At 42.1% G+C, this 22,080-nt stretch carries 21 protein-coding genes and 1 pseudogene; 20 read left to right on the forward strand and 2 right to left on the reverse strand.

Annotated features, from left to right (window positions below; genetic code table 11):
• The first annotated feature begins 58 nt into the window (after positions 1 to 58).
• From AB5026_RS04870 to AB5026_RS04880, 3 genes are all read left to right on the forward strand, one after another.
• Complete coding sequence (locus tag AB5026_RS04870; protein WP_237972417.1) at positions 59 to 3,514, forward strand: DUF285 domain-containing protein; 3,456 nt, start codon at positions 59 to 61, stop codon at positions 3,512 to 3,514.
• Positions 3,515 to 3,609: 95 nt separating this feature from the next.
• The gene (locus AB5026_RS04875; protein ID WP_015524904.1) at positions 3,610 to 4,185 is read left to right on the forward strand and encodes a DUF6465 family protein; all 576 of its coding nucleotides are present in this window, start codon (positions 3,610 to 3,612) and stop codon (positions 4,183 to 4,185) included.
• 158 nt (positions 4,186 to 4,343) lie between these two features.
• Positions 4,344 to 4,967, forward strand: a complete 624-nt coding sequence (locus AB5026_RS04880; protein ID WP_368212877.1) for a GDSL-type esterase/lipase family protein — start codon at positions 4,344 to 4,346, stop codon at positions 4,965 to 4,967.
• Between the two features lie 146 nt (positions 4,968 to 5,113).
• Here AB5026_RS04880 and AB5026_RS04885 read toward each other — a convergent pair whose 3' ends face one another.
• The gene (locus AB5026_RS04885; RefSeq protein ID WP_022426343.1) at positions 5,114 to 5,344 is read right to left on the reverse strand and encodes an alpha/beta-type small acid-soluble spore protein; all 231 of its coding nucleotides are present in this window, start codon (positions 5,342 to 5,344) and stop codon (positions 5,114 to 5,116) included.
• A 530-nt stretch (positions 5,345 to 5,874) separates the two neighbouring features.
• On the opposite strand from AB5026_RS04885, the pseudogene AB5026_RS04890 reads away from it, so the two are divergent.
• The 5 genes and pseudogenes from AB5026_RS04890 to AB5026_RS04910 all read left to right on the forward strand — a co-directional run.
• A pseudogene (locus AB5026_RS04890) lies at positions 5,875 to 6,450 on the forward strand (DNA/RNA non-specific endonuclease); the annotation flags it as partial.
• Between the two features lie 175 nt (positions 6,451 to 6,625).
• A complete protein-coding gene (locus AB5026_RS04895; protein WP_015524908.1) occupies positions 6,626 to 7,021 on the forward strand; it encodes a methylglyoxal synthase in 396 nt (131 codons plus the stop codon).
• Positions 7,018 to 7,566, forward strand: coding sequence for a 16S rRNA (guanine(966)-N(2))-methyltransferase RsmD (gene rsmD / locus AB5026_RS04900; RefSeq protein ID WP_015524909.1), 549 nt, complete (start codon positions 7,018 to 7,020; stop codon positions 7,564 to 7,566). The genes AB5026_RS04895 and rsmD overlap by 4 nt, the downstream gene beginning before the upstream one ends.
• Positions 7,567 to 7,581: 15 nt before the next feature.
• Positions 7,582 to 8,076 (forward strand): pantetheine-phosphate adenylyltransferase, encoded by a 495-nt coding sequence (gene coaD, locus AB5026_RS04905; RefSeq protein ID WP_015524910.1) that lies wholly within the window; start codon positions 7,582 to 7,584, stop codon positions 8,074 to 8,076.
• Positions 8,077 to 8,088: 12 nt separating this feature from the next.
• Positions 8,089 to 8,727, forward strand: coding sequence for a hypothetical protein (locus AB5026_RS04910; RefSeq protein ID WP_015524911.1), 639 nt, complete (start codon positions 8,089 to 8,091; stop codon positions 8,725 to 8,727).
• Here AB5026_RS04910 and AB5026_RS04915 read toward each other — a convergent pair.
• Positions 8,704 to 9,639, reverse strand: coding sequence for a hypothetical protein (locus AB5026_RS04915; RefSeq protein WP_303005569.1), 936 nt, complete (start codon positions 9,637 to 9,639; stop codon positions 8,704 to 8,706). The genes AB5026_RS04910 and AB5026_RS04915 overlap by 24 nt on opposite strands.
• Positions 9,640 to 9,721: 82 nt before the next feature.
• Between AB5026_RS04915 and AB5026_RS04920 the strand changes: the two genes are divergently transcribed.
• From AB5026_RS04920 to hisIE, 12 genes are all read left to right on the forward strand, one after another.
• Positions 9,722 to 11,167 (forward strand): aminoacyl-histidine dipeptidase, encoded by a 1,446-nt coding sequence (locus AB5026_RS04920; protein ID WP_368212880.1) that lies wholly within the window; start codon positions 9,722 to 9,724, stop codon positions 11,165 to 11,167.
• Between the two features lie 279 nt (positions 11,168 to 11,446).
• Entirely contained in the window at positions 11,447 to 12,259 is an 813-nt protein-coding gene (locus AB5026_RS04925) for a GTP pyrophosphokinase family protein (protein WP_015524915.1), read from the forward strand.
• 46 nt (positions 12,260 to 12,305) lie between these two features.
• The gene (locus AB5026_RS04930; protein ID WP_110103520.1) at positions 12,306 to 14,180 is read left to right on the forward strand and encodes a YgiQ family radical SAM protein; all 1,875 of its coding nucleotides are present in this window, start codon (positions 12,306 to 12,308) and stop codon (positions 14,178 to 14,180) included.
• On the forward strand, positions 14,143 to 14,763 hold the full coding sequence (locus tag AB5026_RS04935; protein ID WP_021651487.1) for a hypothetical protein: 621 nt from the start codon (positions 14,143 to 14,145) through the stop codon (positions 14,761 to 14,763). Before AB5026_RS04930 ends, AB5026_RS04935 begins: the two co-directional genes overlap by 38 nt.
• Before the next feature lie 12 nt (positions 14,764 to 14,775).
• A complete protein-coding gene (locus tag AB5026_RS04940; RefSeq protein ID WP_022426338.1) occupies positions 14,776 to 15,744 on the forward strand; it encodes an RluA family pseudouridine synthase in 969 nt (322 codons plus the stop codon).
• Complete coding sequence (gene lepB, locus AB5026_RS04945; RefSeq protein ID WP_015524918.1) at positions 15,728 to 16,285, forward strand: signal peptidase I; 558 nt, start codon at positions 15,728 to 15,730, stop codon at positions 16,283 to 16,285. The genes AB5026_RS04940 and lepB overlap by 17 nt, the downstream gene beginning before the upstream one ends.
• Positions 16,286 to 16,297: 12 nt before the next feature.
• Positions 16,298 to 16,831: a Holliday junction resolvase RecU gene (locus tag AB5026_RS04950; protein WP_015524919.1), complete on the forward strand. Its 534-nt coding sequence runs from the start codon at positions 16,298 to 16,300 to the stop codon at positions 16,829 to 16,831.
• Between the two features lie 110 nt (positions 16,832 to 16,941).
• The gene (hisZ, locus tag AB5026_RS04955) at positions 16,942 to 18,063 is read left to right on the forward strand and encodes an ATP phosphoribosyltransferase regulatory subunit (RefSeq protein WP_368212883.1); all 1,122 of its coding nucleotides are present in this window, start codon (positions 16,942 to 16,944) and stop codon (positions 18,061 to 18,063) included.
• The gene (gene hisG, locus AB5026_RS04960) at positions 18,063 to 18,701 is read left to right on the forward strand and encodes an ATP phosphoribosyltransferase (protein WP_021651484.1); all 639 of its coding nucleotides are present in this window, start codon (positions 18,063 to 18,065) and stop codon (positions 18,699 to 18,701) included. The genes hisZ and hisG overlap by 1 nt, the downstream gene beginning before the upstream one ends.
• 50 nt (positions 18,702 to 18,751) lie before the next feature.
• The gene (hisD, locus tag AB5026_RS04965) at positions 18,752 to 20,062 is read left to right on the forward strand and encodes a histidinol dehydrogenase (protein ID WP_015524922.1); all 1,311 of its coding nucleotides are present in this window, start codon (positions 18,752 to 18,754) and stop codon (positions 20,060 to 20,062) included.
• Complete coding sequence (gene hisB, locus AB5026_RS04970) at positions 20,062 to 20,649, forward strand: imidazoleglycerol-phosphate dehydratase HisB (RefSeq protein WP_015524923.1); 588 nt, start codon at positions 20,062 to 20,064, stop codon at positions 20,647 to 20,649. The genes hisD and hisB overlap by 1 nt, the downstream gene beginning before the upstream one ends.
• 18 nt (positions 20,650 to 20,667) lie before the next feature.
• On the forward strand, positions 20,668 to 21,948 hold the full coding sequence (hisIE, locus tag AB5026_RS04975) for a bifunctional phosphoribosyl-AMP cyclohydrolase/phosphoribosyl-ATP diphosphatase HisIE (protein ID WP_015524924.1): 1,281 nt from the start codon (positions 20,668 to 20,670) through the stop codon (positions 21,946 to 21,948).
• The last annotated feature ends 132 nt before the right edge of the window (positions 21,949 to 22,080 follow it).

Raw genomic sequence — 22,080 nt, forward strand, 5'->3', positions numbered from 1 at the left:
AATCAGAACTTCGTTTTAGTATAAAAAGAAAAAGGGAGAAAACAGGATGAGGAGAAAAATGATCAAAAAACTTCTGTGTGTCGTTTTATCAGGGTCTATGATCTTTGGCAATGCAGGGATAACCATGGCTTCAGAGACAGAACCGGAAACAGTCCAGGAAAATGTAAATGAGGAGACTGACAGTCCAGAGGAAAGTTTTTCTGAGGAAGATATTTTTGAAGATGGAATCTCAGCAGACGATGAAGCAGCAGAATTACCTGATAGCACAGAACAGGAATTAGAAGAAGAGCCGGAAGAAGCGGATAATATAGAAATGTCGGAGGACACTGAAAATCTTTCGGAAGAACCGGAAACAGAAGAAATGGCAGAAAATGATGACTTTTCTGATGGAGAAGAAGATGCTGTAAGTGCTTCCGCAAGCATGATGGATGGAGGAATCACCGGAGATATTGCCTGGTCAATTGATACATCCGGATGTCTTACATTAAAAGGAAACGGTGACTATGATACCTCAGATTATTATTGGGATGCAGAAAGGGGCTGGAGTAAATGGCAGGATGATATTAAAACAGCCATAGTTGAAATTTCCGGAATCACAAAGACAAGAGCTATGTTTAAGGGATGCAGGAATCTTACCAGGATCACTTTTAAAAACTGTGATTTCAGTAAGGTGACAGACATGGCCTTTATGTTCTCAGATTGTGAAAGCCTTACACAGCTGGATACTGGTTCATTGAAAACCGGAAATGTATCTCATATGCAGGGAATGTTCCGAAATTGCAGTAAATTAAAAACTCTGGATGTCAGTAAATTTGATACTTCAAAAGTTAATGATATGAATAGCATGTTTTTAGGCTGTGAAAGCCTTACACAGCTGAATGTCCGGAATTTTAATACTTCCAGAGTGACAAGGATGAGCGGAATGTTCCGTGAATGTCGGAATCTTAAACAGTTGGACGTCAGTAGATTTAATACAGCGAATGTTACGACTATGGAGGAGATGTTTTATTGCTGTGAAAGCCTTACACAGTTGAATGTCAGTAATTTCAATACAGCAAATGTTGTATATATGAACGGTATGTTCGAACGGTGCGAAAGTCTTACACAGTTAAATGTACGAAACTTTAATACATCAAATGTAGAAGATATGGGCAAAATGTTCTGTACTATGAGCAAGCTCAAGTCTCTGGATCTGAAGAGTTTTAATACTTCTAATGTACAGAATATGTATTTCATGTTTTATGGAAATGAGTCTTTAACAAGCCTCAATATTAAAAATTTTGATACATCCAAGGTAGTAGATATGAATTCTATGTTTGGCGAGCTTAAAAAAATGACTTCTCTGGATGTTTCTGAATTTAACACATCAAAAGTAAAATCTATGGAAGGAATGTTTTCACGCTGCTATGCGTTAAAAGCTGTGGACGTGAGCCATTTCAATACTTCTGAAGTGGTAAAGATGGGATATATGTTTAACTCCTGTAGCAGCCTGGAATCTCTAAACCTCAGTAAGTTTAATACATCTAGCGTCAATGATGCAAGATATATGCTGTACTATATGGATAATCTTAAAACACTGAAAACAATCCCGAACCTGAAGTGCTCTATAGAACTTCCATTTACCATGTCAGACAGCTCAGGCAAAAAATATACGACCATGCCAACGAACAGTAAATGTATCACTTTAAAGGTAGTTGCTTCAAAACCAGTAGTTAGAAAGAGCATCAAAACGGCAAAGGTAACTGTAAAAACTGCAACTTACAATGGAAGTCCGCAGAAGCCAGGTGTAACTGTTAAACTTGGAAATACAACATTAAAAAGCGGCACAGATTATACAGTAACTTATTCTAATAATACAAAAACGGGAACAAAAGCTGTTGCAAAAATCACAGGAAAGGGAAGTTACAAAGATTCTGTTTCTAAATATTTTACCATCAAAGCATGCAGTCTTGACGGTAAAGTTCAAGTTAATTTGAAGACAACGATTTACACCTGGGATGGACAGGCAAAAACTCCCGCATTTTCTATTTATATGCCGAAAGCCAATGCGGCCGGAATGATCTCATTACAGAATGAAAAAGATTATACATATAAATATCTTAATAATAAAGAACCTGGAACAGCAACCTTACAAATCACAGGAAAGGGCAATTTTACAGGTACAAAAAAAATAGCTTATAAGATCAGCAAAGCAAAACAGCCGGTAAAAGTTACACCAGGAAGTATTACAAAACTTTATACAGACAAAGGTAAATCCTACAAAATCAGTGTTTCAGGAAAAAAAGAATTTGCAAAAGTGACATATTCAACCACTAATGCAAAAATTGCATCTGTAAAAAATAGCAAGATTATGCTTAATGGAGAGGGAGTGGCAACAGTTACTGTAAAAGTTGCGGCGACCAAACATTATCAGGCACAGAATATTGCAATTAAGATTAATGTGCTGAAAAGACAGAATATTACCACTGCTGTAAAGAATGGGGCAAAAATAGCGTATTCCACTACAATGAAATCTCTTGGTGCCAAAGTTCCTTCAGAAGGTGGGAAACTTACTTATAAGTCCTTAGATACCAGTATTGTTTCTGTGGATTCCAAAGGTAATTTGAACTTTAAAAAGGCAAAGAAGCTTGGAAAAGTTACAATCCAGATCACTGCAGCGAAATCTTCTTCCTATGCTCCGGCAACCAGGAAACTGACGATCACTACGGTAAAAGGAACTCCATCTGTCAGCTGTGTACAGCAGCAGGAACGTAAGATCTATGATGGAGCATTCAATCTCGGGGCAAAAGCAGATCAGAATGCAACATTGGTTTATTCCAGCAGCAACAGTGCTATTGCATCGGTAGCTTCTGATGGAACGGTTACTTTGAAGGAATGGCAAGAAAACGATATTCAGAGAGAAGTGCAGATCACAGTTACTACAAAAAGTACAACGTTTTATAATGCAGCGAAGCCGGTAATTGTTAATCTTACTGTTATTAAAAAGAAAAATCTGCAGCAGAGAATTGAAGATGAAAAAATCAAATTTCCTGATGGGAAATTTTGGAACCATGTTGTAAACAGTTATTCAGATCTGACAGATAATCTGGACAGCAGCGGAGCTCCTGAAAGATTTCAGGATACGATCAGTGATGTTCCATGCAAACATCACGGAACTCAGAGCGGAATTGATCCGATACCAGGTAATGGCGAGTATGATTGCAATAAGTTTGACGGGGCTATCCAGTGTGATGGGTTTGCAAGAAAAGTATTTTATGATATCTGGGAAGGGCAGAGAGTATCAGGCCTTCAGAGAATATATGATAATAATGTTCAGGTAGGAGACTATGTGCGCATCAATAATAATGGACATTCGGCTATCGTTACAGAAGTTTACAGTGATTCATTTAAAGTGATAGAGTGTAATCTGGATGGGGACGGACGTCATCATAATTGTCTGCTGCGTCATAACTGGACATATAGTAAAAGCAGTGTAACTTATCGTGTACATGCTGTAAATTACAGCCTTAACTAATAGACTTTTGAAACTTTTCTTTACAAAACTTTCAAATCGTAGTATTGTATTGCATGAGAAAAGATTAACAAATCCCTTGTAAGGAGGCTATAAACATGGCTAGAACAAAGAAAGCTGCAACCAAGACAACTGTAAAAACGGCTTCAATAAGCGAGACTCCTGCAAAATCTGTAGTAACCGCATCCGAAGAGAAAGCCGTTAAGGCTGAGACACCGAAGACAGACGATGCAAAAGCTTCTGTAGAAACAAAAGCAGCTGAGAAGACAGCTGAGGTAAAACCTGCCGCTGAGAAACCAGTAGAAGAAAAAACAGCAGAAGTAAAATCTGCTGAAGAGAAAACAACAGCTGTAAAATCAGAAGAGCCAGCTAAGAAAACCGCTGCCAAGAAGACAACAACACGAAAAACAACTGCAGCTAAGAAAACAACAACCAAGACGGCTGCTAAGACAACAGCAGCTAAGAAAGCTGAGCCAGTGACAGAAGTATATGTTCAGTACTGGGGCAAAGAGATACATACTTCAGAGGTTGCTGACAGGATCAAAAAGATCTGGACAGAGGATATGGGCAAAAAAGCTTCTGAACTGAAAGATCTCAAAATCTACATTAAACCCGAAGATAATGGTGCACATTATGTGATCAACGGAGATGTTACAGGATTTATCGGACTGTAAACAAAATCTTCATCGAACAGTATTTTAAAAGATATATATTGGCCTGTTATAGAGAATGTCTATAGCAGGCTATTTCTTTTGCATATTTGACCAATTCCAAATAGCATGTTATTATTCATTTAAGTAATAGCATACTAAACAGGTAGGGATATGGTAAAATGAAACAGATATTATGCTTTGGAGATTCCAATACATGGGGATATGACGGAGAGAGCAGAGAGAGACTACCGTGGGGAGTACGCTGGACAAGCCTTCTCCAGGAAAAACTGAATAAAGAAGAATATCGCGTGATCGAGGAAGGACTGTGCGGAAGAACAACGGTTTTCGAAGATCCGCTCCGCGACGGAAGAAAAGGAACTGCACTTCTTCCCACACTTCTGGAAACACATGCCCAGGCGGATGTGATCACTCTAATGCTGGGAACCAATGACTGCAAAACTGTTTTTGGAGCATCCGCAGATGTAATCGGAAAGGGAATCACAAGACTGCTGGATCAGATCCAGGAATACGCACCAAGAGCGAAAGTCCTTCTCATGTCTCCCATCTATCTGGGAGAAAAAGTATGGCAGGAAGGATATGACCAGGAGTTTTCCAGAGAGTCTGTGATCGTTTCCAGAAATCTGCAGCCTGTTTATGAAAAAATCGCAGCTGAACGTCATATCAGTTTCCTTCCGGCAGCATCCTATGTACATTGCTGTGACGCAGATCAGGAACATCTGAATGTAGCAGGACATAAGAAATTTGCAGAGGTTGTATATCGAAAAGTACAGGAATTGCTGTAAATGAATATAGGATTTTAAGACTTTTGGATCTTATATAAAATAAAAAGATGTTGCCTGGCAGGTTTTCAGTTCTGTCAGACAGCATCTTTTTTTGCATGAGCTTAGATCAACTCAGCATAGCAATGAAACTACCTGCGCGTACAGATTTAGTACTGCTGGCCGCCCTGGGAACTGCCGGACATCTGACGCTCCTGCGCCTCGATCATCTTTTTGACCATATATCCGCCTACGGATCCGTTCTGTTTGGAAGTCAGGTTTCCGTTGTATCCGTCTGTAAGCGGAACACCCAGCTCGTTTGCTACCTCATATTTGAAACGGTCAAGTGCGCCCTTTGCTTCCGGTACAACTGCTTTGTTAGAAGAAGTGTTACTTGGCATAATTCATTTCCTCCTTGGTTGTTATTTGGTTTACTGTTACATTGCTAGTATATGAAAACCATAAAATAATACACTGGCAGTTAAAGGAAATTTAACATATAAAAATATTTCCGTTCATAAATTATACCGCGGTAAAAAACCGAATGTATGGTTGCTTTTTGACGGGAGATGCGGTTATAATAATCTCTGCATCACATATAATATCTGTCAGACAAAAAAAGTAAGGGGGTCCCGTGAAAAAGAAGCGTTATCCTACATACAAGCGAAAATATAAACGAAAAAAACAGCCCAGGCGAAAAATACTCACAGCCATTATCCTGTGTGTCATCCTTGCAGTATGTAATGGCTGGATGCCGCCGGGGAGCCTGAAAGAGGTAAAAGATCAAAGCCGGATCTTCGGACAGGTATTTCTTACATATATAGAAGAAAATGCGCAGATCCTCTGGGAAGATGTTTCGGAATCCGCTTCCGATGCAGTGGCAGGATTGCTGAAACAATCCCAGACGAAGACAGGAGGGCAGACAGAATCTGTTTCTCTGGATCAGATTCCGGAATACAGCGGCAATCCATATGTGGAGATCAATGGAAATATACCCTCTTTTTCTGATGAAAAAAGCGCAGGACCTGCATACGAATTTTATAGTGAACTAGATTCCCTGGGGCGCTGCGGTTATGCAGAATCCAAGATCACACCGGAGCTGATGCCTGATGAAGAGCGAGGAGCGATCGGAATGGTAAAGCCTACAGGATGGCATACTGTAAAATATGAAAATGTAGATGGCCGGTATCTGTATAATCGCTGCCATCTTATCGGGTATCAGCTGACTGGAGAGAATGCAAACAGGAAAAACCTTATCACAGGAACCAGATATCTCAATGTGACGGGAATGCTTCCTTTTGAAAATGAGGTTGCAGATTACGTGCACAGTACAGGAAATCCCTGCATGTATCGTGTAACTCCGTTTTTTAAGGGAGATGAACTGGTAGCCCGGGGTGTGGAAATGGAAGCCGAATCCGTTAAAGACCAGAAGATATCTTTCCATGTTTTTGTTTATAACATACAGCCGGGAATTGAAATTGATTATACTACAGGAAACAGCTGGGAAGAATAGAGTATATGGAGCAACGCCGGGGAAAATATTAATTTTTCATGAATTTACATGAATTAAATTGCACTTTTTTGGGCGTTATGCTAGAATCAGTTACAGAGTTATATGATTTTACCTATATAAAGGGGAGAAAAGGGATGTAACCCAAGGGCAGAGAATGGAGAGGTGAATTATGAATTTAGGAATTATTGCGCATAACAGTAAGAAAGTTCTGATTGAAGACTTCTGTATTGCATACAAGAATATCCTTGCCAAACATGAAGTATATGCAACCGGAACAACAGGAAGAAGAATTGAGGAAGCAACCAGTCTTCACGTTCACAAATTTCTTGCCGGAAGTATAGGCGGAGACAAGCAGTTTATGGAGATGGTAGAGCGTCAGGATCTGGATATGGTGATCCTGTTTTATAACCCTGTCATGATGGACCCGGTAGAGCCGGATATCATGAGCATTGTCAAACGCTGCGACCAGTACAACATTCCGGTTGCTACAAATATTGCCACTGCGGAACTTCTGATCCTTGGACTGGCCCGCGGTGATCTGGATTGGAGATTAAATCTGAAATGAGAGTCATAGCAGGAAAAGCACGTAGATTAAACTTAAAAACCATTCCCGGAAATGAGACACGACCAACAACAGACCGTATTAAGGAAACTCTTTTTAACATTCTCCAGCCTGAAATACCGGGTTGTCGGTTTCTGGATCTGTTTTCCGGAAGCGGAGCGATCGGTATTGAAGCTCTGAGCCGTGGAGCCGAGTATGCCGTATTTGTGGAAAAAAATCCCAAAGCATGCACTTGTATCCGCGAAAATCTTTCATTTACAAAACTCACGGATGGTGGTAAACTGCTGAACATGGATGTGCTTCAGGCACTGCGTTCACTGGAAGGCGGAGAACCATTTGACTGTATTTTTATGGATGCACCATACGAACAGCATCTGGAACAACCAGTCCTTGAGTATCTGGCTGACAGCACTCTTGCAGATGAAAACACGCTGATCGTTGTGGAGGAAGATCTACATACGGATTTTTCTTATGTAGAGGACCTTGGATATCATCTGGTACGTTCCAAGGAATATAAAACCAACAAGCATGTTTTCCTAAAAAAATGAAAGAGAGACAGACATATGATAACAGCAGTATACCCGGGAAGCTTTGACCCGGCAACCTATGGCCATCTTGACATCATTAAGCGGGCAAGCATTTCATTTGACCGGGTTATAGTGGGAGTTTTGCATAATTCTGCAAAAAGTCCGTTGTTTTCTGTAGAAGAACGTGTTAAGATACTAACAAAGGCGACAAAAGATATCCCGAATGTGGAGGTGAAAGCATTCGAGGGCCTGTCAGTGAACTTTGCCAGGGAAAACCATGCCCAGGTGATCGTTCGAGGGCTTCGTGCTGTCACGGATTTTGAATATGAACTGCAGATGGCCCAGACTAATCGTGTTCTGGCACCGGATGTGGACACCGTTTTTCTTACAACCAGTCTGGAATATGCATACTTAAGCTCCACGATCATGAAAGAAGTTGCTAATTTCGGAGGAGATCTGAGCAAATTCGCTCCACGTGAGATTACGGATGCAGTCGAAGAGAAATTGAAAAAAAGAGAAACAGAGAAATAAGGAGAGTGTATTATGAGCAGCAGAATTGAACAGATTATTCAGGAGATTGAAGAGTATGTGGACAGCTGTAAATTCCAGCCTCTTTCCACTACCAAGATCGTAGTGAACAAAGAAGAGATTGAGGAGTATTTACGTGAACTTCGTCTGAAAACTCCGGATGAGATCAAACGTTATCAGAAGATCATCAGCAATAAGGATGCGATCCTTGAGGATGCTCAGGCTAAAGCTGACAGTCTGATCGCAGATGCTCAGGCCAAAGCTCAGGAACTTGTTACACAGCATGAGATCATGCAGAAAGCATATGCACAGGCAAATGAGACCATAAATGCTGCAAACAAGCAGGCTCAGGAGATTCTTGATTCTGCAACACAGGATGCAAACAGCATTCGTCTCAGTGCGATCACATACACAGATGATATGATGGCTAATATCGGTTCTGTCCTGAATCAGACACTTGAAGATGCCGGTGGTAAATACAAAGCATTTATTGATGCTCTGCAGAGCTGCCTTGAGGTTGTTAATCATAATCGTCAGGAGCTTGCACCACAGACTGCTCAGGCAGCGGCAATCTCCAATACCTTCCAGGATGATGACAGTTCTTCTATAACAAAAGAAGACGAAGATCTGTTAGACGATATCGGAGAAAACTAGGATCAGGAATATCGCACTGGCGTTCAGACATTTTGAAATAGCGTAGGGGATCAGTGACAAACTGTTTTCCAATACGCTTTTTGTCTGAGCCATGACGCAAAAGCCACCAAAAGAAGTCAGGAGCATAGAAGCAAGGTATCTGCTTTTCCATGGCAGTGGTGTGTCGGCAATCTGTTTCAGCCCGGTAGTTAGTTCCAGTGGTGCTGTGAACAGCATACAGCTTTGTGCATGAAATGGCCAGTAAAAGCTGATACTGGCGAGTATCAGTGAGAAGAGGAGAATATAGCCCCCGAGACGTGTGATGGTTTCAAATCCGTCCATGATCGAGACATCCAGGATGGCTCCTATGGAGTCCTGTTGGTATGTCTCTTTTTTTATCTTGTTTACGCAGACAGAGTCCACGGTATGCCCGCGATATACAACGAAACGAAAAAACAGCATACAAAAGAGATCTGCCGCCAGAAAAGTGAGGATCATTTGTACTGCTGATATCTTATTTTTCAAGAGTATCCCGGAAAGATAGGAAATGATAAATGCGGGGCTTGCATTGCAGCTAAACGTAAGAAGATATTCCCCTTCTCTGCGGGAAATCTGCTGGTCTATGTACAGATCATGTGCCAGTTTGGCTCCCATAGGATATCCGCATAACAGACCCAGGATCAGAACATAGGCTCCAGCAGGTGAAAGCCCGAAAAACGTTTTCCAGAAGAAAGCAGATGGTTTCAGAAGCTTCCGGATATTTCCAGTTTTTAATAATGCTCCTGTCAGGATCAGAAATGGCAGCAGAGTGGGAATCATGATATTCAACCACAATCCAAGTCCATTTTTTACTCCGGTAAGAGCTTCTTTTGGGTGAAAAAGCAGAAAAAACAACAGGCAGATATAGAAAAATATGATTATTTTTCGTTTCATAAAAACAGGTCCTTGCTTTTTTTACAGTATATGATTATTATAAAAGACAAATGAATTTATGAAGCAGAAGGAGGCAGAATTTATGCCAGTATTAGAAAATTGTGAACCAAAGAGAGTTTTTTATTATTTTGAAGAAATCTGCAAGATTCCTCATGGTTCCGGAAATACAAAACAGATCAGTGATTTCCTTGTGGAATTCGCGAAGGATCATGGATTCAGATATGTACAGGATGAGCTGAATAATGTAGTGATCTACAAGCCAGGCACACCAGGATATGAGAATTCTCCCACAGTGATCATCCAGGGCCACATGGACATGGTATGTGAAAAACGACCGGATGTAGATCATGATTTTACAAAAGATGGTTTGAACATCTCTGTAAAAGATGGTTATATCACAGCCAACGGAACAACTCTTGGCGGTGATGATGGTATTGCAGTTGCTTATGGCCTTGCCCTTCTTGACAGTACAGATATTCCACACCCTCCTCTTGAAGTACTGCTCACGGTTGATGAGGAGATTGGTCTTCTTGGTGCAGTCGGTCTGGACTGCAGCGTGCTGAAGGGAAGAAGATTTATCAATCTGGATTCTGAAGCGGAGGGAAGTCTCTGGATCAGCTGTGCCGGCGGTCTTTCCGGTATCAGCCATATCCCTGTCCAGCGCGTAGAAGGAGAAGGAGAAAAGGTACAGGTCAAAGTCTGTGGACTTATGGGCGGACATTCCGGTGCCGAGATTGACAAGAACAGAGCGAATGCCAATAAACTTATGGGACGGTTTCTTTACGGACTTAAGAAAAAAGCGGAATATGCCCTTATTTCTCTTACAGGCGGACAGAAAGACAATGCCATTACAAGAGAGTGCACCGCAGAATTTCTTACGGATTCTGTTGCTGAGGTAAAAGCTTACGCAAAAGAGCTCCAGGAGCAGCTCCGTGAAGAATATACTGGTTCTGACGAAAACATTACTTTTGAAATAACAGAAAAGGGTACTGCAACAGCAGAGGTTCTTCATCCTACAAGTCAGGAAAAGATCGTATTTTATCTGCAGAATGTACCATTCGGAATCCAGAAAATGAGCGGAACCATCAAAGGCCTGGTGGAAACCTCCAGCAATATCGGTATCCTCCGTCTGGATAAGGACGAGCTTTTTGCAAGTTCCAGTGTAAGAAGCTCTGTAGACGCTGCATGCAGTGCATTATCTGATAAGATTGAATATCTCACAGAATTTCTTGGTGGTGACTATGAAGTACAGGGTGCATACCCGGCATGGGAATACAGAAAGGAATCTCCATTACGAGATAAAATGGTTGCAGTTTTTGAGGAAATGTACGGACATAAGCCTGAAGTCGTAGCGATCCACGCAGGCCTTGAATGCGGGCTTTTCTATAAAAAAATGGAAGGACTGGACTGTGTATCCCTTGGACCGGATATGAAGGATATCCATACATCCGAGGAGGTTCTCAGCATTGCTTCCACAGAAAGAGTATGGAACTATCTTGTACAGGTTCTCAAAAATCTGAAAGACTGATTCCGTTCGAAGTATGTTCGAACTTTTACCCTGGAGAGACGTAAGGTTTCTCCAGGGTATTTTTATGCCCTGATAAAAAATTATTCATAAAATACAGAATTATACATATATATAGATTTGTGGATGCATCACACAAAAAGGAAAATAATTCTATAATTTTTTAATAAAAAATTGATAAACAATCCCTTTTTTTTCAAAACATATGTTATAATAAAAAATGTATGCCGCTGTCACCAAAACCAAAAAGAGACTGACGGCAGATGATAAGGAGCGAGCAACATGGAAATACAGTTATGGCGAAGTATTTTGTGCCCTTACGAGCTGGCTGTCAAAGAACTGACAGTCAAGTTTAAACATATGATAGAAGAGTATCACGAAAATGATCGTTATTCTCCCATTGAACAAGTCAGTGGAAGAGTAAAAAGTGTTTCCAGTATCCTGGAGAAAATGCAGCGTAAAGATATCCCGATCGAACAGCTGGAAACAGAAATGGAAGATCTGGCAGGAGTACGGATCATATGTCAGTTTGAAGAAGATATCGATACCGTTGCTGCGATCATCCGAAAAAGAACAGATATGGAAGTCAAAAGTGAAAAGAACTATCTGACGCATATCAAGCAGAGCGGTTACCGGAGTTATCACATGATCCTTTATTATACAGTGGAGACTATTCATGGGCCGAAACGGCTTCAGGTAGAAATACAGATCCGTACCATGGCAATGAATTTCTGGGCAACGATCGAACATTCCCTTCAGTATAAATACAAAGGTGATATGCCTCCTCATGTAGCAGAACGTCTTAGTAAAGCATCCGATGCGATCATTTCGCTGGATCATGAAATGTCTTCTGTGCGCAATGAGATCATGGATGCCCAGAATTCATCTCAGATGCAGTCCAATCTTGTAAAGGATATTCTGAATAATATTGAAAATCTCTACCGTGTTTCCAGTGAACGGGAAGTCAGCAAAATACAGGATGAGTTCCTGCGGGTATTCAAAACCAAGGATCTGCGTCAGCTGGAACGCTTCCACAGGCAGCTGGATATCATTGCAGAGGGTTATCGTGCCCAGGCAGTCCATCACAGCATATGAACACAGGGCAGACAGTACTAATACACATACATACGAGGAATTATAAATGCAGGATTTTTTACCAGTTACAAGAGAAGATATGAAGTCAAGAGGCTGGGATGAGTTGGATTTTGTCTACGTGACAGGAGATGCCTATGTGGATCATCCGTCTTTTGGATCTGCGATCATTGGACGTCTTCTGGAAAGCAGAGGATATCGTGTAGGCATGATCCCTCAGCCTGACTGGCGAAAGAAGGAGAGCATCCAGGTGTTCGGGGAACCGCGCCTGGGTTTTCTCGTTACAGCAGGAAACATGGATTCCATGGTGAATCATTATACGGTTTCCAAAAAGCACCGAAGCACAGATGCCTATTCTCCGGGAGGAAAAATGGGATTAAGACCGGACAGGGCTTCTGTTGTATACAGCAATCTAATCCGGCAGACCTATAAACATACGCCTATCATTCTTGGCGGGATCGAAGCCAGCCTTCGAAGAATGGCACATTACGATTATTGGGAAAATAAGGTCAAGCACAGTATTCTGATCGATTCCGGTGCGGATCTGATCTCTTATGGAATGGGGGAACATTCCATCCTGGAGATCGCAGAAGCCCTGCAAAGCGGGATTCCGGTCCAGGAGATCACATATGTGGCAGGGACGGTTTTTAAAAGCCACGATATCAGCAGGGTTTACGATCCGGTGGTCCTTCCGTCATTTGAACAGGTACAGACCGATAAAAAAGCTTATGCGGACAGCTTTGCCATTCAGTACCGAAACACAGATCCATTTACAGCAAAGCCTCTGGCAGAATCTTATGGGAACCGTGGATATGTGATACAGAATCCACCATCTCAGCCTCTGACACAGATGGAAATGGACGATGTTTACGATCTGCCTTATACAGGACGATATCATCCCATGTACCAGAAAGAAGGCGGGATTCCGGCACTGAAAGAGATCAAATTCAGTCTGACCAGCAACAGAGGATGCTTTGGAAGCTGTAATTTCTGTGCGCTGACCTTTCATCAGGGCCGTATCCTTCAGACAAGAAGTCACGATTCCATTCTGAAAGAAGCTAAAAAGATGACGGAGGATCCGGATTTTAAAGGCTATATCCATGATGTAGGAGGCCCTACGGCTGATTTTCGTTATCCTTCCTGCAAAAAGCAGCTGACAAAAGGAGTCTGCAAGGAGCGGCAGTGCCTGTTTCCTTCTCCGTGTAAGAATCTGACGGTAGACCACAAGGATTATCTTCAGCTTCTCAGAAAGGTCAGGAATATCCCCAAAGTTAAAAAAGTTTTTGTCCGTTCCGGCATTCGGTTTGATTATCTGATGGCAGACCCGGATAAAACTTTTCTTAATGAGCTTGTGAAATATCACATCAGCGGTCAGCTGCGAGTAGCACCGGAGCATGTTTCTGATGAAGTCCTGAAGTTTATGGGCAAGCCCAGGCACGAGGTTTATGAGGGCTTTCTGAAGGAATATGAAAAAGCAAATGCGCGGACTGGTAAGCAGCAATATGCCGTTCCGTATTTCATGTCGTCCCATCCCGGGTGTACAATGAAGGAAGCCGTGAAGCTTGCGGAATACGTCCGTGATCTTGGATTTACGCCGGAGCAGGTTCAGGATTTTTATCCAACGCCATCAACACTTTCTACCTGTATGTATTACACAGGAATCCATCCGCTGACAGGCGAAAAGGTATATGTGCCGAAAAATCCACACGAAAAAGCAATACAGCGAGCACTGATGCAGTATAAAAATCCGGAAAATCGCGAACTGGTCCTGGAAGGACTTAAGATGACCGGACGTATGGATCTGGTCGGCTTTGGACCGAAATGTCTGATCCGTCCCAGAGAGCTTCATAAAAAAGCCAAAAAAACACAGACAAGGAGTTCGGCACATGAAAGATACCAGAAAAAGAAAAACAAAAAAAGGTGATTTCGGTTATTTTAACAGCGAAAAAAAACGAAGACTCTTGATCACCGCAGGATTATTTTCGCTTCCACTGCTCATTTTCTTTGTGGCGTGGGCCGTCAACGGAACAAGAATGACAGTCTGGACGGTTCTGACCGTAGTAGGCTGTCTGCCAGGATGTAAATCCATGGTAAGCCTGATCATGATCCTGTTACGTCATCCTATGGATGAAAAGCTCTATAAAGAGATCCGAAAGCATGCCGGTGACTTGGTCATGTCCTATGAAATGTACATGACTTTTTATGAGAAAAGCGGTTATCTGGACGCTGTTGCCGTGTGCGGAAATACAGTAGTGGGTTATACCAGTGATCCAAAAGCAGATATCGCCTACCTTGCAGAGCAGTCACAGAAAATCATCCGTAAAAATGGATATAAAGTAGATGTAAAGATCCTAAGGGACCTGAAGCCCTATCTGGAACGTCTGGATTCCATGAATGAGCACAAAGAATCTTTGAGAAACGGGATTAAATTCACACCGGATGAACGATACCCGGATCTTTCCAGGGAAGAACTGATCAAACATACGATCCTGGCAATCTGTCTGTAGGAGCATTATATAATGAAAGAATTTATCATTAACGAAAACGAGGCCGGACAGCGTTTTGACAAATATCTGGCCAAGCTTCTCCGTGAAGCTCCAAAGAGCTTTTTCTACAAAATGATGAGGAAAAAAAATATCACGCTCAATGGAAAAAAAGCCACCGGGAATGAAAAGCTGTTTTCAGGAGATCATGTAAAACTGTTTTTAAGTGATGAAACATTTGAAAAATTCAGCGGAAATGATTCTGCTCCACGGGCACATTATGCTCTGGATATCATTTACGAGGATGAAAATATCCTGTTGATCAACAAACCGGCAGGAATGCTTTCTCAGCCTGCTGATGACGGAACCCCTTCACTGGTAGAATATCTGACTGGCTATCTTCTGAAAAATGGCTCTCTTACAGAGAATGATCTGAGAACCTTTCGTCCTTCCGTATGCAACCGCCTTGACCGCAATACCAGCGGGCTTATAGCGGCAGGCAAAAGCCTTTCCGGTCTGCAGGAACTTTCAGGGATGTTCAAGTCCAGGGAACTTCATAAATATTACCTCTGTCTTGTGGAGGGAGTTTTAAAAGAAGAAAGATATATCAAAGGTTATCTGGCAAAAGATAAAAAAAGCAATAAAGTAACCATCTATAAACAAGAGAAAGAAAATGCCCTTCCAGTGGAAACAAAGTATTATCCGTTGGGTACCAATGGAACCCGTACCCTTCTTAAGGTTGAACTGATCACAGGACGTGCACATCAGATTCGTGCTCACCTTGCTTCGGAGGGACATTCGATTGTTGGTGATCCCAAATATGGAAAAGCCGATAAAAAGCTGAAAGGACAGCTGCTTCATTCTTTTCGAATGGAGTTTCCATCTATGAAAGGAAGCCTGTCATATTTATCCAGGAAGGTCTTTATGGCACCGCTTCCGGAAATCTTTCTCAGAACACTAAAAGAGGAAAAGTTGGAGGAGAGTTATTATGAAAATCTGGAATGAAATATGGGATTACCTCAAGATGATCATCATCGTGGTAGTTGTAGTCCTGGTTATCAACAATGTAGTACTGATCAATGCAAAGATCCCGTCAGAATCTATGGAAAATACCATTATGACTGGAGATCGTATCTTTGGCTATCGTCTGGCCTATGGTCTGAATATGGATGTATTTGGTCACGAGATCTCAAAAAAATGGAAAGATCCGGAACGCTTTGACATTGTGATCTTCAAATATCCGGATGATGAGTCCCAGCTGTTCATCAAACGTATCATCGGTCTTCCCGGAGATAAAGTAGAGATCAAAGATGGTAAAGTTTATATCAATGATTCAGAGACACCTCTGGATGATTCCTTTGTGTCGGAAACTCCTCTCGGAAGCTTCGGACCATACGAAGTACCGGAAAACTGTTACTTTATGATGGGAGACAACCGTAACAATTCCAAGGATTCCCGATACTGGCAGAATACATATGTACAGTTTGATCAGATCGTCGGAAAGGCGGAGATCCGTTATTTCCCATCCATCAAACTTCTAAATTAAAGGGCAGACTTTATGGCAACATGGAACAGCAGAGGACTTCGTGGTTCTACTCTGGAGGAACTTATCAATCGTACCAATGAGCAGTACAGGGAAAAGGGACTGGCCCTCATCCAGAAAATCCCGACGCCGATCACTCCGGTTAAAATGGATAAAACCTCCCGGCATATCACGCTGGCATATTTTGAACAGAAAAGTACCGTAGATTATATCGGAGCAGTACAGGGAATCCCTGTCTGCTTCGATGCAAAAGAATGCTGTGTAAAAACTTTTCCCCTTGCGAACATTCATCCTCATCAGGTAGCATTTATGGATGAGTTTGAAAAGCAGAAGGGGATTGCTTTTTTTCTGATCTATTTCAGCGCAGATAATGTTTTTTATTATCTTACCCTTCGTAAGCTGAAGGAATTCTGGAAAAGGATGGAAGATGGCGGGCGAAAAAGTTTTCGTCGGGAAGAGCTGGATGAGGAATTTTATCTTTCCGGAAAAAATGGATTTCTGGTTCCTTATCTGGAAGGGATCCAGAAAGATCTGCAATTACGGGATTGACTTTTGGAAAGGTTTCCTATATAATCAAATTTAAGTTTTTCTGTGGTAGCATGGTAGCGAATTAAAGTGAAGCACAGAAAATCTCAAAACGTGTTACGGAGGAAATGAACATGCAGCGTATTTTTCATACACCTGAAGGTGTGCGGGATATTTATGGAGAGGAATGCAGCCGCAAAAAACGGCTCCAGAAGGAGCTCCACCAGGTGTTTTCAAGATATGGATATGAAGATATAGAAACACCGGGATTTGAGTATTTTGAAGTGTTCAGCAATGAAGTAGGAACGATCCCATCCAAGGATTTATATAAATTTTTTGACAGAGAGGGAAACACACTTGTTCTCAGACCTGACTTTACACCGTCTGTTTCCAGAGCATGTGCAACTTATTTTGATCCGGAAAAGGGACCTGTAAGACTTTGTTATACCGGAAATACATTTATCAACAATTCCAGTTACAGAGGTCAGATGAAGGAAAATACTCAGATGGGTGTTGAGCATATGGGAGATGATTCTGCAGCAGCAGATGCTGAGATCCTTGCTATGACTGTGGAGTGTCTGAAGGCAGCAGGACTTACCGAATTCCAGGTTAGCGTAGGCCAGGTAGATTATTATAAATCCCTGCTTGCAGAGGCAGATCTGGAGCCGGAGATAGAAGAGCATCTTCGTGAGCTGATTTCTCAGAAGAATTATTTTGGTGTGGAAGAGCTTCTTAAGGAACAGAATTTAGGCGATAACCTTTCCAAGGCTTTTGCTGAACTGCCTCAGATGTTCGGTTCAGCAGAAGTGCTGGAAAAAGCAAAAAAACTCACCTCCAATCCGGAAGCACTTTCTGCAGTAAAACGACTGGAAGAAATTTATGAGATTCTGAAAGTATACGGCTGTGAGAAATACATTGCTTTTGATTTTGGAATGCTCAGTAAGTTCCGTTATTATACAGGGATCATTTTCCAGGCTTATACATATGGAACCGGTGAACCCCTGATCAAGGGCGGACGCTACAACGAATTGATGAAGCATTTCGGAAAACCGGCTTCTTCCATTGGATTTGCCATTGTGGTTGATAACCTGATGCTCGCGCTTTCCAGACAGAAGCTGACCGTTCCGGCTGGCGATAAAACCATTGTGATCACCTATGATCCGGGAAATCTGAAAAAAGCGATCCAGGAAGCAATGGCGCTTCGAAATGAAGGTAAAAAAGTGGCATTGTGCCCGGCAAAGGAGGAGCAGGACTGATGAGATATCTTACATTTGCCCTCACAAAAGGGCGTCTGGCCAACAAAACACTGGATATGTTTGAGAAGATCGGTATTACATGTGAGGAGATGCGTGACAAAGATTCCCGAAAGCTGATCTTTACCAATGAGGAACTGAAGCTGAAGTTTTTCCTTGCAAAAGGTCCGGATGTGCCGACTTATGTAGAGTATGGTGCAGCAGATATCGGTATCGTAGGTAAGGATACCATTCTGGAAGAAGGAAGAAAGCTATATGAGGTTATGGATCTTGGATTTGGAGCATGCCGCATGTGCGTATGTGGCCCTGAAAGCGCCAGAGAAGTCCTGAATAACAATCAGCTGATCCGTGTAGCTACAAAATATCCAAATATTGCAAAGGATTACTTCTATAACAAAAAGCATCAGACTGTGGAGATCATTAAGCTGAACGGTTCCATCGAGCTTGCACCGATCGTAGGACTTTCCGAGGTTATCGTGGATATCGTGGAAACCGGAAGCACCCTTCGCGAGAATGGCCTGAAGGTGCTGGAAGAAGTCTGCCCGCTGTCTGCACGTATGGTAGTCAATCAGGTCAGCATGAAAATGGAAGATGAACGGATCCGCAAACTGATCACGGAACTTCGAAGTGTGATCAAATAAACTGAACAACAGATGAACCTCCAAAATACAGAAAGAAGGCAGAATTTATTATGCGTAAGGTAAAACTCACCAAAGAATCTACAAAAGATATTCTGGAAACTCTCTTAAAAAGAAGCCCTAATAATTACGGAAAATACGAGGATGCAGTAGCAAATATCCTTGCCAAAGTAAAAGCAGAGGGAGATACCGCGTTATTTGCATTTACCAGAGAATTTGATAAAGTCGAAGTTACAAAGGATACGATCCGTGTAACCCCTGAGGAGATCGAGGAAGCATACAAGCTGGTAGATCCTTCCCTGATCGATGTGATCAAAAAAGCATTGGTGAATATCCGCAGCTATCACGAAAAGCAGCTTCAGAACAGCTGGTTCACAAGCACAACAGATGGAACCATGCTTGGTCAGAAGGTAACCGCTCTGAACTGTGTAGGTGTTTACGTTCCCGGTGGAAAGGCTGTATATCCGTCTTCCGTGCTGATGAATATCGTTCCTGCAAAAGTTGCCGGTGTTGACCGTATTGTAATGACAACACCTCCTGGAAAAGACGGAAAAGTAAATCCAAGCACACTTGTTGCTGCCAACGAAGCCGGAGCAGATGAAATCTATAAAGTGGGTGGTGCACAGGCCATCGGAGCACTTGCATATGGAACCGAGAGTATTCCAAAGGTTGACAAGATCGTAGGACCCGGAAATATTTTTGTTGCGCTTGCAAAAAAGGCAGTTTATGGATACGTAAGCATTGATTCTATTGCCGGTCCAAGCGAGATCCTCGTTCTTGCAGATGAGACTGCAAATCCTCGTTATATTGCAGCAGATCTTCTTTCTCAGGCAGAACATGATGAGATGGCATCTGCGATCCTGATCACAACAAATGAGGAATTTGCAGATCAGGTAGATAAAGAAGTCAGAGGTTTTGTTGAGGTACTTTCCAGAAAAGCCATTATTGAGAAATCCCTGGAGAACTTTGGTTATATCCTGATCGCAGAAGATATGGACGAGGCCATTGAGGCTGCCAATGAAATTGCTTCTGAACATATGGAGATCGTCACAAAGAATCCTTTTGAAGATATGATGAAGGTACGAAATGCAGGTGCGATCTTTATCGGAGAGCACAGCTCTGAACCCCTTGGAGATTATTTTGCAGGACCAAACCATGTACTTCCTACCAATGGAACTGCCAAATTTTTCTCCGCACTTTCTGTAGATGATTTTATCAAAAAATCCAGTATTGTATATTATTCTAGGGAAGCACTCCGAAAGATCCACAAGGACATTATCCAGTTTGCCACATCGGAACAGCTGACTGCACACGCAAATTCCATTGCAGTCCGTTTTGAGGAAGAGGACAAGGAGAACGAATAATGGCAAGAGAAGCACTGATCGAAAGAAACACAAAAGAAACGCAGATACGTCTGCAACTGAATATTGATGGAACAGGAAGTTCCGATATTGATACAGGCATTGGCTTTTTTGACCATATGCTGGACGGTTTTACGCGCCATGGACTGTATGATCTTACGCTGAGAGTCCACGGTGATCTGAATGTAGATGATCATCACACCATTGAAGATACAGGGATCGTCCTTGGAAACGCTATCCGTGAGGCAGTTGGCGACAAAAAAGGAATCAAACGTTACGGCAGCTGTATCCTTCCTATGGATGAAGTGCTTGTGCTCTGCGCAGTAGATCTTTCCGGAAGACCTTATCTTGGATGGGATGCAGCGTTTTCTACGGAAAAAATAGGAGATATGGCTACAGAGATGGTAAAGGAATTCTTTTATGCAGTATCCTATTCCGCAGCAATGAATCTTCACATCAAGGTTCTTTCCGGAGGAAACAGCCATCATGTGGCAGAGGCCATGTTTAAAAGCTTTGCGAAAGCCCTTGATGCAGCAACACAGTACGATTCCCGGATCACAGACGTGCTTTCTACCAAGGGAAGCCTCTGATACAGAAGGAGACCACTTATGAACAAACAGTTGATCCCATGCCTTTATCTTCATTCAGAAAAGGCGGTAACCGGATTTGGACAGAGAAATCTTTTCGGAGACGGAAATGTAGAAACACTTGCAAAATTTTACGGTGACAATGGGGCAGATGAGCTTCTGGTATTTGACTTTTCTTCCGCAGATGCAGAGCATGACCGTGCGATCGGAAAAATCCGTGATATCTGTCAGGTATCTGAGATCCCGGTGATCGCAGCGGGAAATATCAAACGTATGGAAGATGTAAAAAAGCTGATCTATGCGGGATGTGCCAAAGTTGTACTGAATTTTTCGAAAGAGAATAATATCAAGCTTCTGGAAGAAGTATCCCGGCGCTTTGGAAAAGAGCGTATGATGATCAGCATCTCTGATCTGAGAGAATTCACAGAAAATCAGGATCTGATCGAAACATATGCAGACACTGTTCTGGCTTTGGACACTGTCGAAAATGAAATTGCAGAGATTTCTCAGATTTCCATTGTTCTTCATACCGATGAAAACAGATCTGAGAACGTTCTGGAGCTTTTAGGAGAACCAGCTGTGTCCGGACTTTGCGGTGCTTATGTAAGCAGTCTTGAAAATGATCTGCATACATTTAAGGAAACCTGCGAAGAAGCCGGAATTCCGGTAAACACATATAAAAGTAATATTGCATGGTCGGACTTTAAATTAAACAGTGACGGAATGGTTCCGGTTATTGTCCAGGATTACCGGACGGATGAAGTACTGATGCTGGCCTATATGAATGAGCTTGCTTTTAACACAACATTGAAGCTTGGAAAAATGACATACTGGAGTCGCAGCCGGAATGAGCTCTGGACCAAAGGTCTGACATCCGGCCACGTACAGTATGTAAAGTCTCTTACCATTGACTGTGATAATGATACGATCCTTGCCAAAGTGGAGCAGGTGGGCGCAGCCTGCCATACAGGAAACCGTACTTGTTTCTTCAAACCGCTGATGAAAAAGGAGTACGATGATACCAATCCTCTTCACGTGTTCCAGAATGTGTATGATGTGATCACTGACCGAAAAGAACATCCAAAGGAAGGTTCCTATACCAATTATCTTTTTGATAAAGGAATCGACAAGATTTTGAAAAAAGTCGGTGAAGAATGCACAGAGATCGTCATTGCAGCCAAAAATCCGGATAAAGAAGAGATTAAATACGAAATTTCAGATTTTCTTTATCATATGATGGTACTCATGGTGGAAAAAGGAGTCAGCTGGGAAGAAATCACCAAAGAATTGGTAAAAAGATAAATTATATATCATTCAGGAAAAAAGCTTTTGTACGTCGGATCAGAATGAACGGTTACGAAAGCTTTTTTCTGTTTTCCCGGAATCTTAAAAGAATATGTACAATTTCGGTTAGGCATGATATACTTATCGTCA

This window comes from Blautia sp. RTP21359st1_E11_RTP21359_211015 (genome assembly GCF_040910705.1).
GTDB lineage: Bacteria > Bacillota > Clostridia > Lachnospirales > Lachnospiraceae > Blautia_A > Blautia_A fusiformis.